The sequence below is a fragment of the Ralstonia sp. 25mfcol4.1 genome, from assembly GCF_900104095.1.
In the GTDB taxonomy this organism is placed as follows: domain Bacteria; phylum Pseudomonadota; class Gammaproteobacteria; order Burkholderiales; family Burkholderiaceae; genus Cupriavidus.
In genome coordinates, this window is sequence record NZ_FNJO01000008.1 from 1 (window position 1) to 16,615 (window position 16,615).

Below are 16,615 nucleotides of genomic sequence, written 5' to 3' on the forward strand. Positions count from 1 at the left end.
AGCGTGCCTGGAGATGAAGGTGACGCCGCATGTGGCGCAAAACACCTCGGGTCGGCGCTCGGCAGTTCCCGATGCCATTGCTTGCAGCCCCGGCTATGCCGTCTCGCAGCAAAAGCGCAAGCTGATCGAGCAAGGCTTTGGATGGGTCAAGACGGTCGGACGCATGCGCCAGGTGATGGTGCGCGGATTGAAGCGAGTCGATCAGATGTTCGTCCTGAGCATGGCCGCCTACAACCTCGTGCGCATGCGTTCGCTGGGACAAATCCGTCCGCAGTTGCGGTAATCGGGGAAATGAAGCCGCAAACTGGTGCCCAGCAGCCGAAAAACTCGATTCAGCGGTGCGCGGCTTCCGGATTGTGAAACCAGACAGTACTCACCTGCACAGGCGAAAAGCATACCGCTTGTGCGGGGAGTACTTCAGCAGCCTGCTAGCGCTGCTGGCGCTCTGCGCCTGCGCGCCCAACCGCGCTTATCGCACCCACCTGGTGGATCCCGGACAGGACCGGCGCTGCGAGCGCCCGGGTATCGGCACGACGGGCGCCCCGCCGCCCATGCCCGAGGGTTGCGCCCAGGTTTCGCCGGAAGCGGTAAGTGGCCTGTACGAACTGCATTTCGTCGAGTTCGACGACCAGGGCTGGCTGTTTCCCGATGCGGGGCCGACGCCGGCGGTGGCCGATGCGCTCTCGCTCGCCCCGTCGGACCAGATCGAGCATCTGATGACGCGGCTGCGGTCGCTGCTGGCGCAGCGCAAGGACTTGAGCATCGTGGTGTTCGTGCACGGCTGGAAGCACAACGCGCAGGCCGATGACGCCAATGTGCAGGAATTCCGCGCCTTGCTGGAAGCGGCCGGTGCCGAGGAGCGCGACCGCGCGGGGGCCGGCGGCAATCCCAGAACGGTGGTGGGCGTCTATGTGGCGTGGCGGGGCAAGTCCTGGTCGATACCGGACCCCGTGCTGAGCCTGACGTTCTGGGCGCGCAAGGAAGCCGCGCGGCGCGTGTCGATCGGATCGGCGCGCGAACTGTTCGCACGACTGCGCTCGCTGCGCACGTACTACAACCAGCTGCTGCCCGACGAAGACCCGGGCGCGGCCCCGGCGCCCGCGGCGGCGGCGGTCAGGGCGCCGGTGGTCGAACAGACCGGCGCATCGTCCGAGCAGGGCTCCCGGCGCCCGCGTATCCGCACGCTGATGATCGGCCATAGCTTCGGCGGGCTGATCCTCTATGCGGCCATGTCTGGACCGCTGATCGAATCGCTGAGCGCCCAGCGCGACCTGGCCCGCCCGGGCGTCAGGCCGGCCCCGCCGGAGCGGCCGGCGGACATGATCCTGCTGATCAATCCCGCCTTCGAGGCGTCGCGCTACGAGGCGCTCGACCATGTTTCCAGGCGCTACGCGCCGCCCACCTTCCAGCCGCCACTGCTGGTGTCGGTGACTTCGACCAAGGACTGGGCGACGGCCATCGCGTTTCCGATCGGGCGTTCCGTCAATACGCTGTTCGAGCGCGAGACCACGCCGGAGCAAGGCACGGCCATGAAGAAGACCCCCGGCCATATCGACCAGTACCTGACCCACCGGCTACGCGCGCACGCGCCCGGTCCGGTGCCGGTGCCGGTGCCGGTGACGGAAGGCGCGGAGAAAGCCGGCGCCCCGGCCGGGGCGGACAACGCGCAGTGCCCGGGCTGGAAGTCCGAGGCTGAACTGAAGGCGCTGCATGGCGATGCGCTGGGCCAGGCGGTGCGCCTGAACAAGACACGCGAAGCGCAGAACGCCGCCGCATTCTTCCAGCAGAACCTGGGGCCGGATCATCTGCTGAAGCCCGACTGGACGCGCACGTTCTGCGGCGGCAGCTACCTGACGATGGCCCACGGCGGCGGCGGGACCATGCGGGCCAATGCGATGGTCTGGAATATCCAGGTGGACGGCGATGTCATCCGTAACCACGACGACGTGATGAACCCGGTATTCCGCGCGTTCATGCGGCAGCTTTACAGCGACGTGTCGACGCATCCGTGATGCCTCGGCCCCATGCGCCCGGGTCGGGCGCTGCCGGGGCCGGACTTAAGCATCGGCTTACCTATGCCATCCCCCGGCGGGGGCGATCGGCGCGAGGCCACGGCCATTCCGGCCATTCCTGCCGACGTCATCTTTTCACCGATACCGTTGTCGGCCATTTGCGGACGGCGCGTCGCACGCCCCCACACTAGTATCCAGATGCGACCTGCCACGCAAGACAGCCTGATGCGACTTGCGTGGCATCCCGTCCCTGGCTGTCCATGTCCCCACATACCGGAAAAACAGTCATGGACCGTCGTCATTTTCTCAAGCTGGGAGGTTTTCTTACCGTTTCCGTTGCCGCCGGCGGGCTTGCCGCCTGCGGTGGTGGCGGAGGCGGGGACGATCAACCGCCCGATACCGGCAATCCCGAAAACTTCAACTTCGTCCACGGCGTGGCCTCGGGCGACCCGCGACCCGACAGCGTGATCGTATGGACACGCGTCGAGGGCAGCAATGGCAAACGGCCCGTGGTGGTGCGGCTGCAGGTGTCCACGCAGGCGGATTTTCCGCCGCAGAGCCTGCTCGTGAACCAGCCCCTGATGGCACGCCCCGAATGGGACTACACGATCCGCAACAAGGTCACGGGGCTGACGGCGGGTGGGCGGTATTACTACCGCTTCCTGCTCGGCAACCGGGCCAGCACCGTTGGCCGCACCCGCACGGCGGCCCCGGCCGGCACCGCGCTGGCTCAACTGCGCTTTGCCTTCGTGAGCTGCCAGGACTGGAACGCCAACCATTGGGCCGGCATGGAAGAGCTGGCGCAGCAGGATCTGGACTTCATCGTCCACGTGGGCGACTACGTCTACGAAGCAGTGCCGGGCGGCTCGCGCGCCGGCAACGTCGAGGACCGGCACACCGTGCTGAAGTTGCCCAACGGCACCGTGCTGCCCGATGGCAGTGTCTATGCCACCACGCTCGACGACTATCGCTACCTGTACCGCAGCTATCGGAACGATTCCCGGCTGCAGGCGTTGCACGCGGCGGCGCCAATGATCGCGATCTGGGATGACCACGAGTTTTCCGACAACTGCTGGCAGGACCGTCAGACCTACGCCGCCAATGACGACCTCACGCCGCGTACCGCGCGTCGGCGTGCCGCCAACCAGGCCTGGTTCGAATACATGCCGGCCGATGTCAGCTTCGATCCGGGCAATCCATCGTTCCAGGACATCCAGATCTACCGCTCGTTCACGTTTGGCAATCTGGCCACCCTGATGATGACGGACGAACGCCTGTACCGTGCGGACCATGTCATTACCGAGGAATCGGTGGGTGGTTCGGTCGGCAGCCGGTACCTGGTGGCCGCCGACAAGCTGGCCTCGGCCGAAGCCGCCAAGATATCGGCCGCGGGCGGGGCGCTGACGCCCGTGTCGATGCTCGGTGACACCCAGCGGGCGTGGTGGCAGGACAGGGTGGGCGGCGCCAACACCACCTGGAAGCTCTGGGGCAACGAGCTGGCGATGCTGCGGATGCAGGTGGATGTCACGCAAGCCGTATCGACCCTGATCGCACGGGCGCTGGTATCGTCGAACGGCGCGCTGGCATCGGTCGAAAACGCGCTGGCAACGGCACTGGCCGGCGATCTCGCGGCGGCGCGAACGGCGGGCACCTATGCCGGGCTGGCCTATACGGCGCTACGCAACGTCCTGTCGCAGGCCGGCATCAACGCGGCCACCTTCGATGCGAACGTCAGGCCATTCATCGAGTCGCGCCTGCCGCCCGTTTCGCTACTGGGCAAGATGATTCTCAATGCCGACCAGTGGGACGGCTTCAATGCCGAGCGCAAGAACCTGATGGCGTTCCTGAAAACCCACAACGTGCGCAACGTCGTGGCGCTGAGCGGCGACATCCACGCGTTCTTTGGCGGCCAGGTGATGGACGACTACGACGCCGCCAGCCCTGCGCCGGTCATGGTGGATCTGGTCACTGCCGGGCTGTCGAGCAACACGCTGCTGAGTTCCGTGCGCAAGCTCGTGGATAACGACCAGGCGTTCGCGGCCCTGCGCGACCTGATCTACAGCAATGTGGGCGGCACGGTGACCGACACCCTGGACAGCACGCTGCGCACGTTCAACCCGTGGCTGCGGCATGTGAACACCAACGCGGAAGGGTACGCAATCGTGACCCTGACGCCCGACAAGCTCAGTTGCACCTTCCACGTGATGCAGCGGCTTTCGGGGGGCACGGCACCGTCCCCGGCGACGGCAAGCACCAGGGTTCTGGAGGTTGCGGCGAATACGGCGGACGTGAGCGTGGTCTAGCGCCTGCGTGCCGGGGCGGGGCGGGCGGCCCTGCCTTCGCCCCGGGCCGGGCTGCTTTACTGGGCCGCAGCGTTTGCGGCCGAACCGGCCACCGGCGGCACGGCGCCCGCCGTGGGTACGGCGGGCGCGGCCGTTGCGGCGGGGGCGGCGGGCGCCACGGCGCCTGTCGGGGCGACCCGTTCCATGAAGAACGCGCCGCGCAGCTTCGCCGCCGCCGCGCGCGTGCTTTCATCCACCGCGCGCATCAGGTTGTCGTACTCGGGTGCCTGGTCCCAGTCGCCCTTGGCATTCGCATAGGTGTCCACGCGCTCATACCATTCGAGACGATTGGTCGACAGGTCGATCAGCTGTCCGGTCAGGGCGACGTAGCCCTCCGGTGCGCCCTGCGGCATGAAGGCGTAGTAGGACCGGACGGTGCCCAGCGAGCGTGCCGTCACGAGCAGCAGCTTGTCGGCCTTGTATTTTTTCGCCAGCGGGCGATAGTCGCGCACGGCCATGCCTTCGCCGGAGCCTTCGGTGAATTTCGGGATCGTTTCCGTATCGATCGGCTCCGCGATCATGACAACCGGGATCTGGCGCGATTCCAGGCCCTTGCGGAACGCTTCGGGCAGGCCGCTCACCATCGTGAAGTCCTGCTTCTGCAGGCGGTCGACGATGGCCTTGGCGTTGGCGCGGTTGATCACGACGTCCAGCAAGCCCTGGTTGCCCAGCATGACCTGACCCGGCTCGGGCATTTTCTCGATGGCGACGGCCACCACGCGATCCTTGTTGTCGAACAAGGCGCGGGTGGCGGGAATTGGCTTCTGCACCGTGGCGCAGCCCGCCAGAACACTCGCGCCCAGCACCAGCGCGACCAGATAACGACGACCCATGAAGCTCTCTCCTTATGGTGGGATAGATACGGGTCGGTTAACGGCCGTGCGGGATGGAATCCAGACCCCAAGAAAGAGGGGAGTGCTATTTGCGCAATGTCACGGTGCGAAAAAAAGCGACGAGGCCATCCTCGTCGCATTTTCTTCAGTTTTGGGGCCAACGGGCCCGATCCGCGCCGGGACCGCCGGCTTGCCCGTCAGATCACGCCCTGCGCCAGCATGGCGTCGGCCACCTTGACGAAGCCGGCGATGTTGGCACCTTCCACGTAGTTGATGTAGCCGTCGTCCTTCTGGCCGTAGTGGATGCAGTTGCCGTGGATGTCTTTCATGATGGCGTGCAGCTTTTCGTCGATGTCGGCGTGATGCCAGGCCATGCGCATTGCATTCTGCGACATTTCCAGGCCCGACGTGGCCACGCCGCCGGCATTGCTGGCCTTGCCGGGTGCGTACAGGATGCGCGCTGCCACGAAGCGGTCTACGGCGTCGAGCGTCGATGGCATGTTGGCGCCCTCGGCCACGCAAAATACGCCGTTCGACAGCAGGCGCTCGGCGTCGTGGCCGTCCAGTTCGTTCTGGGTGGCGCACGGCAGCGCCACGTCGGCAGGCACATGCCACGGCGTCTTGCCGGCCTCGAAGCGCAAGTCGTGCTGGGCGGCGAAGTCGGCCAGACGGCCACGCGTTTCGTTCTTGAACGTCATCAGCGCCGCAAGCTGTTCGCTGTCCATGCCCTGCGGGAAATGCAGCACGCCGCCCGAGTCCGACACCGTCAGCACCTTGGCGCCCAGTTCAATGGCCTTCTCGGCCGCGTACTGCGCCACGTTGCCCGAGCCGGACAGCAGCACCCGCAGGCCGTTGAAGTCGCGGCCGCGCCGGTGCAGCATTTCCTGCGCGAAGTACACCGTGCCGTAGCCGGTGGCTTCGGGGCGCATCAGGCTGCCGCCAAAGGCCAGGCCCTTGCCCGTGAAGACGCAGGCCGACTGGTTCGACAGCTTTTTCATCATGCCGGCCATGAAGCCCACCTCGCGCGCGCCCACGCCGATGTCGCCGGCCGGCACGTCGGTATCGGGCCCCAGGTGGCGGTGCAGTTCGGCGATCAGCGCCTGGCAGAAGCGCATCACCTCGGCGTCAGACTTGCCCTTGGGATCGAAGTCCGATCCGCCCTTGCCACCACCCATGGGCAGTGTGGTCAGCGCGTTCTTGAAGGTCTGCTCGAAGCCCAGGAATTTCAGCACCGACAGGTTCACGGTCGGGTGGAAACGCATGCCGCCCTTGTACGGGCCGATCGCCGAGCTGTGCTGCACGCGGAACGCGCGGTTCACCTGTACCTGATTGCGGTCGTCGGTCCAGGCCACGCGGAACTGGATCACGCGCTCGGGCTCCACCAATCGCTCCAGCAGCGCCTGTTCGCGGTAGCGCGTGTTGCGCTCGACAAACGGCCACAAGGTCATCATGACCTCCTTCACGGCCTGGAAGAACTCGGGCTGGTTGGGGTCACGCCGGGCAACGCCGGCCAGGAAGGAATCGATGGATTGGAAAGTCACAATGTCTCAGTCTTGTCTTCTGGGCTGTTGTGGCGCCGGCAACCTGGCCGCAGAGGCTGGAAACCGGGCCGTCCTGGAATGGCGCATCGTTGGGCGCCGCGGCATGCGTCCTGGTGGGAAACCTGGCCGGAAGGGCGGAGGTCGACAGATGCGGTCAATGTCCGAACATTGAGGCTTGCGGCTGGATGTCTCGAACAGGCACGAAGCCTAGCACCAGAATGGGGCAAAACTCATCAAAAACATGATGCCGCCGCCATGTTGAATGGCGCCGGCGTTCGACGCGAGCGACGGAAAGTGGACGGTTCGTGGCAGGCGTAACCTGGCGGAAATTGGCGCCACGACGCCGTGCTAGCATGGCCCGGTTTGCTGCCGCGCCATACCGACCCATCCCATGACTACCCTCTACGCGACGCTTGGCGTCGAGTCCGACGCCACCCTCGAAGAGATCAAGCGCGCCTATCGCCGCGCCGCCATGAAGTGGCATCCGGACCGCAATCCGGGTCGGGAAGCCGAGGCCCATGCGGCGTTCCAGCAGATTCGCGACGCCTACTCCATCTTGTCCGATGCCGAGCAGCGGCAGGTCTACGACGACGTCTTCGAACGGGAAATGCGCCGCTGGGAGGCCGAGCACGCCGAGCAGGCGGCCCAGGAGCAGGAGGCCCAGGAAGCCGCCCGGCGCGTCGCGCAGGAACACTACGAGAAGATGGTAGCCATCGCCATGCGCTTTGCCGATGACGGGCACGGCCGCGACGTGCTGTTTGGCGTGCTGCTGGGCCGGGACTGCGAGCCGGACCTCGCCGGCCGCATCGCGGACAGCGTCTGGGCCCTGCACGAGTCACGCAAGCCGGTGGTCGAACCCGAGGCCACTGAGGCCACCCTGCAACCGGATGCCCACAGCCACCGCGCGGACAAGCCAGCCGGCGCATTCGAATCGTTCTGGGACGGCCTGTTCAGGTTTCGCTGAGCATAAAAAAACCGCGTCCCGAAGGACGCGGTAAAAGTCTCATCTCGCTGAGAACAAAGCAGAAAAGAAGCAGGGCGCAGGCCGATCAGGCGCTGTGGGCCGGCGGCGCCGACACGCCGGTGCGGTCGCGTCCGGCGATGGTGCGGGCGCCGTCGGTGTACGGGTCCGGCTTGCGCGTGCCATAGGCGCCCTCGCTGTAGACGTCGCGCTTTTCCAGGACATTGGCGCCCTCGGTAAAGACGTCGCGGGGGCCGTTGTGCATCGTGTAGCCGTAGCGGTCGGCATCGACACCGCGGTCTTGCATGCCATGGCCCGATTGCGCGGCAGCGAGCGTGCAGGCGCAGAGCATCGTGGAGGCAAGCAGGGATTTGATCGTGTAGTTGTGCATTTCTGGTCTTCAACAGATTGGGTGGACGGGGCGTCGGGGGGGGGGGTGGGTGGACGCGCCGTCCGGAACGCCTTGTGGGCGATGTCGCATCGGAGTGGTGCGGCACGGGACGAAGTGTAGGTCGCCCCATTCATTCCTGTGATGATTTAACAAACCATTTATCAGTCGGTTTTTTCATGTGCGTGCAACGTGACGCCAAGCACCACGAGCGCGCACTGAACGTCGGCGGCCAGGGTGCGATCTTGCAGGGCGGCCAGCGGCGCGAGCGACGCTTCGATCCACGGATGCAGCGCGTTTGGCACCGCCACGCTGTGGCCGGCACGAATCTGCGCGCGGAAATGGCGCGCCACGATACTAAGCACCCGACGCACCGGCTTGCGGGCCGAAACGGGCAGTGACGGCAGCGCGCGCTGCAGGGTCAGCGTGCAATAGCCGATCTGCAGTTCGGTAAAGCCATCCGAAGCCAGGCGGCCACCGCCCGCGCCGAGACGTGGCATCAACTGCCCCAGCCGGTCCAGCATCCGCGCACCGATGCGCGTGTGGGCGTCGGCGCCTCGCCAGGTGGCCGCGTGCGCCAGATCCTGCCAGCTTGCGCGGATCAGCCGCTGCGCGGCCACGTGCGCACCGAATGGCCGCGCAAGCATGGCCCACAGCGGGGCGAACAGCATCGCGCCGGCATTTGCCAGGCTGGTATTGAACAGGCCGATGAAGTTGGCGTCATAGACGGTCTGCACGTTGGCAAACGACGCGGTATTGACCGACAGCAGCATGGCGATCAGGTTGAAGCCGGGCCGCTGGATCAGCACGCCGATGCCCAGGTACGGCACCGACAGCATGCCGGCCAGCGTCTCGAACGTCTGCGCGTGCGGCACCACCATGAACAGGTAGAACGACGAGATCAGCAGGCAGATCGCGGCCCAGCGGATGAACGATCGCGCCACCGGGCGCGGCTCGTCGATGGTGGCGAAAAAGCAGCAGGCGATGGCCGACACCGCCACCGGGCCGCCGCCGTCTTCCCAGCCGGAGAAGATCCACAGCAGGCCGGCACAGAACACGGCCAGTCCGGCCGATACCGCGCCGAACACCAGCATGGCGTGGTCGTGGTGGAGCGTGTCGCCTTCGGGTTCGCGCTCGGCGTGTGTGCCCGCCATGCCGGTGCCCGGCGCATTACCCGATGGATTAGCCGATGGATTGCCCGACGAATTGCCCGATGAATTGCCCGACGGCGTGTCCGGCCGGTCCACGATGCGCTGCCGCAGGTCGGCGCAGACGCGCATCAGCACCGCGTGACGGGTATGCAGCAGGGCTGCCGCCTGCTCCAGCGCCGCACGCGGCAGCCGGGGTGGCCGGGCGTCGGGCGTTTCGCGCAGCGCCTGCAGCACGCTTTCCAGGCCGGACAATACCGGCATCAGCCGCGACATGCGGCCACGCAGCGCGCGTGCGTGATCCACGGCCTGGCGGCTCTCGATATCGAACGACAGATGCACGATCAACTGGTCGAGCGCCAGCATGTCGGCCGCCAGGCGGTGCCGGCTGGCGGCTGCGCGCGGGTTGGCGGCAACGATATCGCTGGCCCAGGCCGCGGCATCGTCCAGCCAGATGCGCGCCCGTTCGCGCAGCGCGGGCGCCACCTTGGCCGGAAACACGATGGCGCCGACCAGGCTGGCGCAGACGATGCCGATCACGATTTCCTCGATGCGCGCCACGGCGATATCGAAGATGTCGGCCGGCTGCATGACGGCGGGCAGCGCGACGATCGGCAAGGTATAGGCCGCCAGCAGGAACACATAGCTGCGCGGCGTGCGCTGCAGCAGCGACAGGTAGACCAGCGCCATGATCCACAGCGCGATGGCGCCCATCAGCACGATCGGCATGTTCACCAGCTGCGGCACGGTGATCACGGCCGCCATGGCGCCAAGTATCGTGCCGGCCACGCGATAGGCGGCCTTCGAGCGCGTAGCGCCCGTGAGCGGGTTCGAGACGAAATAGACCGTCGCCATGGCCCAGTACGGGCGCGGCAGGCCGAACGACAGTGCGATATAGAGCGCCAGCATCGCGGCAGCGAATGCCTTCAGCGAAAACAGCCACTGTCGGGCATGCGGCCAGCTAGCCATGATTGGAATGCGCCGGGGGGCCGGCAATTGGGGGCGTCGGACGGGCAGTGTAGTCGCCCGGCAAGGATTCCATTCATGATTTAAAATGCGCAGATTCAGTCGGAATATTCATGAAAGCTTTGCCATGCCCATCGACATCCGTGCGCTGCGTTACTTCGTCGAGACCGCGCGCCTGAAAAGCTTCACCCAGGCGGCTTCGTCGCTCTACGTCACGCAATCGACCATCAGCAAGATGGTCAAGCAACTGGAAGACGAGGTCGGGCAGCCGCTGCTGATTCGCGAGGGCAAGTCGGTGCGGCTCACCGACGTGGGCCGGGTGGTGTACGACCGGGGCCAGGAGGCGCTGGGGGTGGTCCATCGGCTGACGCTCGAAGTGGCGGATCTGTCGTCGCTGGGGCGCGGCCAGCTGACCGTGGGCATCCCGCCGATGGTCAACCTGTTCTTCTCGCCAGCCGTCAGCGCGTTCCGCAAGCGATATCCCAACCTGCAGCTGACGCTGTCGGAGCACGGCGGGCAGGTGGTCGAACAGCAAGTGGCGAACGGCGAACTTGAAGTGGGCGCCACGGTGCTGCCCGGCGATACCGGCCTGGCGCTGGAGACGCGCCAGTTCGCAAAATATCCAATCTGGGCCGTCGGCCCGCATCGCGTTGCCTGGGCCAGCAGCCGTACGGTGACGCTGGAGGCGCTGCGCGACGAACCGCTGGTGTTGCTGACCGACGAGTTCTCGCTGACGCGCAAGCTGCGGCAGGCGTTTCTGGAGGCGCGCATCGAGCCGCAAGTGGTGGCGCAGAGCGGCCACTGGGATTTCCTGGCATCGATGGCCGCCGCTGGCCTTGGCACGACCTTCCTGCCCGAGCCGCTGCTCAAGCGCCTGGAGACCCGCGACAAGCTCGCCGTGGCCCGCCTGACCGAACCGACCATGGACTGGGCCCTGGCCCATATCTGGTCGCCGGGACGCTACCTGTCCCACGCGGCCCGGGCGTGGCTGGAGGTCTGCGAGGAGGTGATGGGGTAGGCGGCTGGCGCCGGTTTCTGTCAGACCCCGACCGATACCTGGCCGGCCGCCCAGCCTCTAGGCTTCAGTCAGGAGCCGCATGGGAGTCCTGACGATGCAGCAGAGGGTGGCGGAACGACGATCGGTCCGGGGCTTCGCGCGATTGCTGCGCGATACCGTCTCGGCCTGGCTGGATGACTATGCGCCCAGCATGGGCGCCGCGCTCGCGTACTACACGGTCTTTTCCGTGGCGCCGCTGCTGCTGATCGTGATTGCCATTGCCGGCCTGGTGTATGGCGACGAGGCGGCGCGCGGCGCGGTGGTCGAGCAGATTGGCGGTCTGGTGGGCGTGGAGGGTGCCAAGGCCATCGAGAGCATGCTGATCTCTCTGAGTTCGCCAGCCAAGGGATCGCTTACGGCGGTGCTCAGTACCGTCACGCTGTTCGTAGGCGCCACCACGGTCTTTGCCGAACTGCAGGATGCCCTGGACCGCATCTGGCGCGTGCCCGAGCGCAAGAAGCCTTCGGGCATCTGGGAACTGCTGCGTGCGCGCGTGCTGTCATTCGGCATGATCCTGGGCATCGGCTTTCTGCTGATCGTCTCGCTGGTGGCCAGCGCGGCGCTGGCGGCCATCGGCCGGTACTGGTCGCCGATGCTGGGCGAGGGCGAGTTGCTGGGCCACCTGCTCGACATGAGCCTGAGTTTTGTGCTGGTGACCGTGGTATTCGCGATGATCTACAAGATCATGCCGCACGCGGCCGTGAAATGGCCCGACGTCTGGCTGGGTGCCGTGGTCACGTCGGTGCTGTTCACGGTGGGCAAGCTGCTGATCGGCCTGTATATCGGCAAGACGGGCGTGGCCACCGGCTACGGCGCGGCTGGATCGCTGGTAGTGGTGCTGGTCTGGGTGTACTACTCCGCGCAGATCTTCCTGCTGGGGGCGGAATTCACTTGGCTCTACGCCAACCGCTTCGGGTCGCTGCGCGCCAGGCCGGCATCGCGCGAGCGGCAGGCGCCCAAGCGGCACGGCGAGGCGCCGCCCTGACGAACCTCGAAAGGGGCCTTCTGGCTTGCAGGGTGGCTTACCGCGCCCGCAACGCGTCAACGATATTGAGCCGCGACGCCCGCAGCGCCGGCAGGAATCCGCCAATCAGGCCCATCGCCATCGAGAATAGCAGTGTCTTGACGATGATGGCCGGCGTCAGTACGAAGCGGAACGACAGGTCGGCAAAGGTCTGGAAGTTCGTGGTGGAAAACGATGCAAACTGCATCAGCGACGCGCAGAGCAGACCGGCGATACCGCCCACCAGCCCCAGCAGCACCGCCTCGATCAGGAAGGCCATCAGCACGTTGGTGCGCTGGAAGCCCAGCGCGCGCAGCGTGCCGATCTCGCCCACGCGGTTGGCCACCGAAGCGTACATCGTGATCATGGCGCCGATCATGGCCGCCACCGAAAAGATGGTCGTCAGCGTGAGCCCCAGGATATTGATGAACGCCGACAGGGCCTTGGACTGGTCGCTGTAGAACTGCTGCTCGCGCTTGGCCTCGTTGGCCAGGCGGGGGTCGACATCGATATCGGCGCGGAACTTGTCGAAGGCGTCGGTGTTGGCCAGCCGCAGCACCATCGACGAATAGCTGGCGCGGCGGAACGACTGCATGAGCTGGTCCACGTCGCCCCAGATCTCGGAATCGAAACCACTGCCGCCGGCATCGAAGTGGCCCACCACGGTCCAGTCGCGCTGCGCAAAGCGCAGATGATCGCCAATGCGCACGTTGCCGTAGCCCTTGGCGATGCTGCTGCCGACGATGATTTCCGATGAGCCGGGCTTGAACACGCGCCCCTCGGTCAGCCGCACCTGCGGCCGCAGCGGCACGCCCAGCGGCGATACGCCCCGGATCACCACGTTCGACGGCGTGGTGTAGCCGGTCTTGGTCAGCGAAATCAGCACCACGGCTTCGCGCGAGGCCATCGGACGGCCCTCGGGCGTTGTGGCGATGGACGGATACATCTCCAGCGCGGCGGCCTGGTCGCGCGCAATCGCGCTCTGGATCTCGGTCTCGGCGCCCTTGCGGATCACCACCACGTTGTCGCGCTCGCCCGTGGTCACCAGGGTCTGCTTCAGCCCTGCATCGAGCATCAGCATCGTCGCGAACACAAAGACCACCAGCGCCAGGCCGCCGGCCGTCAGCGCCGTGGTCAGGCGCCGCGCCCAGACGTTGCGGGCGATGTAGTGAAGGGGGATGACCATGTGCGCGCGATCCGGTCAGCCGATGGCCCGCAGGCCCTCGACGATGCGTACCCGTGCCGCCTGCACCGCCGGCACGATGGCGGCGGCCACCCCCACCGCCAGCGCGCAGCCGGCCTGCATCGCCATGGTCTCGTGCGACACGGTGAACACCGGGAACACCCCGCCCACCGCCTGCTTGAAGAAACGGGCCGCCGGGGGCGTCAATACCATGCCCAGCGCCCCGCCGAACGCGCTGATGATCATCGATTCGCCAAAAACCAGCAGTGACAGGAAGCCCGGCCCGAAGCCCAGCGCCTTCAGCGTGGCGTACTCGGTGATGCGCTCGCGGGCGCTCATGGCCATGGCATTGGCCATCACGGCCATCACGATGACGATCACCACATAGGACACCACGCGGATTGCCGCGATGATCTGGTTCGACATCGCCACGAAGCCAAGCTGGAAGGCCTGCTCGGTCTCGGTCAGCGTCTCGGCCAGCGAATTTTTGAACACATTGTCGACATTCCGCGAGATCGCGGCGGCGTTGTCCGGGTTATCGACGCCCAGGATAAAGACGCCCACCTGGTCGGCCTGCCTGGGATTCTTCTTACGCACGGTTTCGTTCAGGTAATCCCAGTGAAACACCATCTGGCGCGTGATCGTGCTTTCGTCACGGCCGTCCATGATGCCGCGCACGACGAAATCCCACGTGCCGGCGTAGATCGTGCCCTTGATCGGGATGACGTCGCCCACCTTGAAGCCGTACAGGTCGGCCAGTTGCCGGCCCACCAGCGCGCCCCGGCGGTCGCGCTGGTAGTCGGCGCGCTGCGCGGGCGGGACGATGAACTCGGGATACAGGTCGAGGTAGTTGTCCGAGACGGCGAACTGGGCAAAGAAGTTCTTGGGGTCGCGGTAGACGCCGCCGAACCAGTTCGAGCGCGCCACCTGGGTCACGCCATCGACGCCCTTGATCCGGTACTCGTAGTTGAGCGGCAGCGCAAACGTCAGCGAGATGGCGTTGCGGGTCACCAGTCGCGCATTGGAGGCCGCCGACGCGCCCGCGTACCAGGCATCGACCACGGTCTGCAACAGGCCGTAGGCCAGCACCGCGATCACCAGGCCCAGCACGGTCAGCGCCGTGCGCAGCTTGTGGCGCATGGCGTTGCGGGCGATCAGCTTGGGCAGGAACATGGACCGATGCCTCAGGCGCGCCGCTCGCTCAGGAGCAGTTCGCCTTTTTCCAGATGGACCAGCGACCGGGCGGCCTCGGCCGCATGGGCGTCGTGCGTGACCATGATGATGGTCTTGCCCAGGTCGCTATTGAGCCGCTGCAGCATGGCCAGAATATCCGTGGCCGAATTACGATCCAGATCGCCCGTGGGCTCGTCGGCCACGATCAGCGTCGGATCGGTAATCAGCGCCCGGGCGATGGCCACGCGCTGCTGCTGCCCGCCAGACAGTTCGGTTGGATAGTGGTCCATGCGGTCAGCCAGGCCGACCATGCCGAGCACCATCTCCACGCGCTCGCGCCGGTCGGCGCGGCCCAGTCGCGTCAGCATCAGCGGCAGTTCCACGTTTTCGAAGGCGGTCAGCACCGGCATGAGGTTGTAGAACTGGAAGATGAAACCCACGTGCGCGGCGCGCCAGTCGGCCAGCGAGGCCTCGGGCAGCTCCGAAATATCGACACCGCCCACCAGCAGTTCGCCGCTGTCGGGCCGGTCGATGCCGGCAATCAGGTTCAGCAGCGTGCTCTTGCCGGAGCCGGACGGGCCCATCAGCGCGATAAAGTCGCCGGCCGCGATGTCCAGCGAGATGTCCGACAGCACCGGCACGGTCTGCGCGCCACGCTGGTACGACTTGGCCAGATGGCGGATCGAAACCAGCGGGGCGCCGGCGGCGGCAGGGTCGGAAGCGGCGAGCGGCGTGGCCATGGCTACTTCTTTGTGACGGTGACGCGGGCGCCGTCCGACAGCTTGTCGGCCGGTGCCAGCACCACGGTCTCGCCGGACTTCACGCCCTGGACGGCCTGCAGTTCGCCAATCTTGGCGCCCCGGGTCACCGGCACCTGCCTGACCTTGCCGTCGGCCACGACGAACACCACGGCCTTGCCATCACGCTCCGCCACGGCCGATGGCTGCACGGCGGTCAGCGGCTTGCTGTCTTCGGGCGGCACCGGCTTGGACAGGAAGGCGATCTTGGCGCTCATGTCGGGCAGCACGCGCTGGTCGCGGTCGACAAAGCGGATCTTGACCAGCACCGTGGCCTTGGAGCGGTCCACGGTGGGCACGATGCGCGACACGCGTCCGGCCATGCGCAGGTTGGGCAGCGCATCGAGCAGGATCTCGCTGGGCTGCTCCACCGTGATCCTGGCGATGTTCGATTCGGCGACGTCGGCTTCCACTTCGAGCGTGTCCATGTCGGCGATCGTCACGATCGCGCCCTTGGTGTCGGCGGCGGCCGAGAACGGCGTGATGTTGTCGCCCACGTTGGCGTGCTTGATCAGCACCACCCCATCGAACGGGGCGCGGATCACGGTCTGCTCTACGGCAACCTCCGCCGCGCGGGCGTTGGCCCTGGCCGACGCGATCGATGCCTGCGCGTTGCTGATCGACGCGCGTGCCTTGTTGTAACGCGCCAGGTCGGCGTCGTACTGCTGCTTCGAGATGGCTTTCGGTTCCAGCAGCATCTCAGACCGCTTCAGGTTGACCTCGGCATCGCGCAGTTCGGCCTGCTGCAACTGCAGGTTGGCTTCGGCTACCTGCACCTGGGCGCGCGCCTGGGCGGCCGAAGCCTCCACGTCGCGGCTTTCCACGCGGGCGATGATCTCGTCTTTCCTGACGCGCGAGCCTTCCAGCACGCCCAGCCATTCCAGCCGCCCCTGGGCCTTGGACGCCACGGCGGCCTTGCGCTGGGGCACGACGTAACCCGTGGCGTTCAGCAGCGTGTAGTTCTGGGAAGGGTAGGCCGCCGTAACCGTGGTGGTTTCCACGGGCTGCGGGCCCGCCAGCCGGGCTCCCACGCCAATCGCCGCCAGCAGGATCGCCGCGATGATCGCGTAGCGTACCCAGCGGCGCCGCCGGCGTGGCGCGGGCGCCATGGCACTGCGGTCGATTTTCAGCTTGCTCAGGTCTTGATCAGCCAATTTGGGAACCGTTTCGTCGCGGTATGCAGAAAAAGGCTCACAGTATAGCGACTGTGC

The 16,615-nt window shown here is 66.4% G+C and carries 14 protein-coding genes; 6 read left to right on the forward strand and 8 right to left on the reverse strand.

Annotated elements, in window-relative coordinates; genetic code table 11:
* From BLQ58_RS15325 to BLQ58_RS15335, 3 genes are all read left to right on the forward strand, one after another.
* Window positions 1-283, forward strand: a 283-nt coding sequence (locus BLQ58_RS15325) for a transposase (protein WP_175459927.1), incomplete at its 5' end; no start/stop codon positions are given.
* Window positions 284-401: 118 nt separating this feature from the next.
* The gene (locus BLQ58_RS15330) at window positions 402-2,012 is read left to right on the forward strand and encodes a hypothetical protein (RefSeq protein ID WP_092599550.1); all 1,611 of its coding nucleotides are present in this window, start codon (window positions 402-404) and stop codon (window positions 2,010-2,012) included.
* A 287-nt stretch (window positions 2,013-2,299) separates the two neighbouring features.
* Window positions 2,300-4,315 carry an alkaline phosphatase D family protein gene (locus BLQ58_RS15335; protein ID WP_092599553.1) on the forward strand — a complete coding sequence of 672 codons (2,016 nt, stop codon included), beginning with the start codon at window positions 2,300-2,302 and terminating at the stop codon, window positions 4,313-4,315.
* Between the two features lie 56 nt (window positions 4,316-4,371).
* Here the strand turns inward: BLQ58_RS15335 and BLQ58_RS15340 are convergent, their stop codons facing one another.
* Window positions 4,372-5,187 carry a hypothetical protein gene (locus BLQ58_RS15340; RefSeq protein ID WP_092599556.1) on the reverse strand — a complete coding sequence of 272 codons (816 nt, stop codon included), beginning with the start codon at window positions 5,185-5,187 and terminating at the stop codon, window positions 4,372-4,374.
* A 197-nt stretch (window positions 5,188-5,384) separates the two neighbouring features.
* Window positions 5,385-6,728 carry an NADP-specific glutamate dehydrogenase gene (gdhA, locus tag BLQ58_RS15345; protein ID WP_092599559.1) on the reverse strand — a complete coding sequence of 448 codons (1,344 nt, stop codon included), beginning with the start codon at window positions 6,726-6,728 and terminating at the stop codon, window positions 5,385-5,387.
* A gap of 391 nt (window positions 6,729-7,119) precedes the next feature.
* Here gdhA and BLQ58_RS15350 point away from each other — a divergent pair, with 391 nt between their 5' ends.
* A complete protein-coding gene (locus tag BLQ58_RS15350; protein ID WP_092599562.1) occupies window positions 7,120-7,692 on the forward strand; it encodes a J domain-containing protein in 573 nt (190 codons plus the stop codon).
* Window positions 7,693-7,777: 85 nt separating this feature from the next.
* On the opposite strand, the gene BLQ58_RS15355 is transcribed toward BLQ58_RS15350, so the two are convergent.
* Together BLQ58_RS15355 and BLQ58_RS15360 are read right to left on the reverse strand one after the other, a co-directional pair.
* On the reverse strand, window positions 7,778-8,080 hold the full coding sequence (locus BLQ58_RS15355; RefSeq protein ID WP_092599565.1) for a hypothetical protein: 303 nt from the start codon (window positions 8,078-8,080) through the stop codon (window positions 7,778-7,780).
* 161 nt (window positions 8,081-8,241) lie between these two features.
* On the reverse strand, window positions 8,242-10,194 hold the full coding sequence (locus BLQ58_RS15360; RefSeq protein ID WP_092599568.1) for an FUSC family protein: 1,953 nt from the start codon (window positions 10,192-10,194) through the stop codon (window positions 8,242-8,244).
* 124 nt (window positions 10,195-10,318) lie between these two features.
* Here BLQ58_RS15360 and BLQ58_RS15365 point away from each other — a divergent pair, with 124 nt between their 5' ends.
* Together BLQ58_RS15365 and BLQ58_RS15370 are read left to right on the forward strand one after the other, a co-directional pair.
* Window positions 10,319-11,209: a LysR family transcriptional regulator gene (locus tag BLQ58_RS15365; RefSeq protein ID WP_092599571.1), complete on the forward strand. Its 891-nt coding sequence runs from the start codon at window positions 10,319-10,321 to the stop codon at window positions 11,207-11,209.
* Between the two features lie 79 nt (window positions 11,210-11,288).
* Window positions 11,289-12,233: a YihY/virulence factor BrkB family protein gene (locus BLQ58_RS15370; protein ID WP_254775970.1), complete on the forward strand. Its 945-nt coding sequence runs from the start codon at window positions 11,289-11,291 to the stop codon at window positions 12,231-12,233.
* 37 nt (window positions 12,234-12,270) lie between these two features.
* On the opposite strand, the gene BLQ58_RS15375 is transcribed toward BLQ58_RS15370, so the two are convergent.
* From BLQ58_RS15375 to BLQ58_RS15390, 4 genes are read right to left on the reverse strand one after another with little or no spacing between them, the layout of a single operon-like run.
* On the reverse strand, window positions 12,271-13,437 hold the full coding sequence (locus BLQ58_RS15375) for an ABC transporter permease (protein WP_092599573.1): 1,167 nt from the start codon (window positions 13,435-13,437) through the stop codon (window positions 12,271-12,273).
* Between the two features lie 15 nt (window positions 13,438-13,452).
* Window positions 13,453-14,607, reverse strand: a complete 1,155-nt coding sequence (locus BLQ58_RS15380) for an ABC transporter permease (RefSeq protein ID WP_092599576.1) — start codon at window positions 14,605-14,607, stop codon at window positions 13,453-13,455.
* Window positions 14,608-14,618: 11 nt separating this feature from the next.
* Entirely contained in the window at window positions 14,619-15,347 is a 729-nt protein-coding gene (locus BLQ58_RS15385; RefSeq protein WP_092599579.1) for an ABC transporter ATP-binding protein, read from the reverse strand.
* A 2-nt stretch (window positions 15,348-15,349) separates the two neighbouring features.
* Window positions 15,350-16,558 carry an efflux RND transporter periplasmic adaptor subunit gene (locus BLQ58_RS15390; RefSeq protein ID WP_092599582.1) on the reverse strand — a complete coding sequence of 403 codons (1,209 nt, stop codon included), beginning with the start codon at window positions 16,556-16,558 and terminating at the stop codon, window positions 15,350-15,352.
* Window positions 16,559-16,615: the final 57 nt, after the last annotated feature.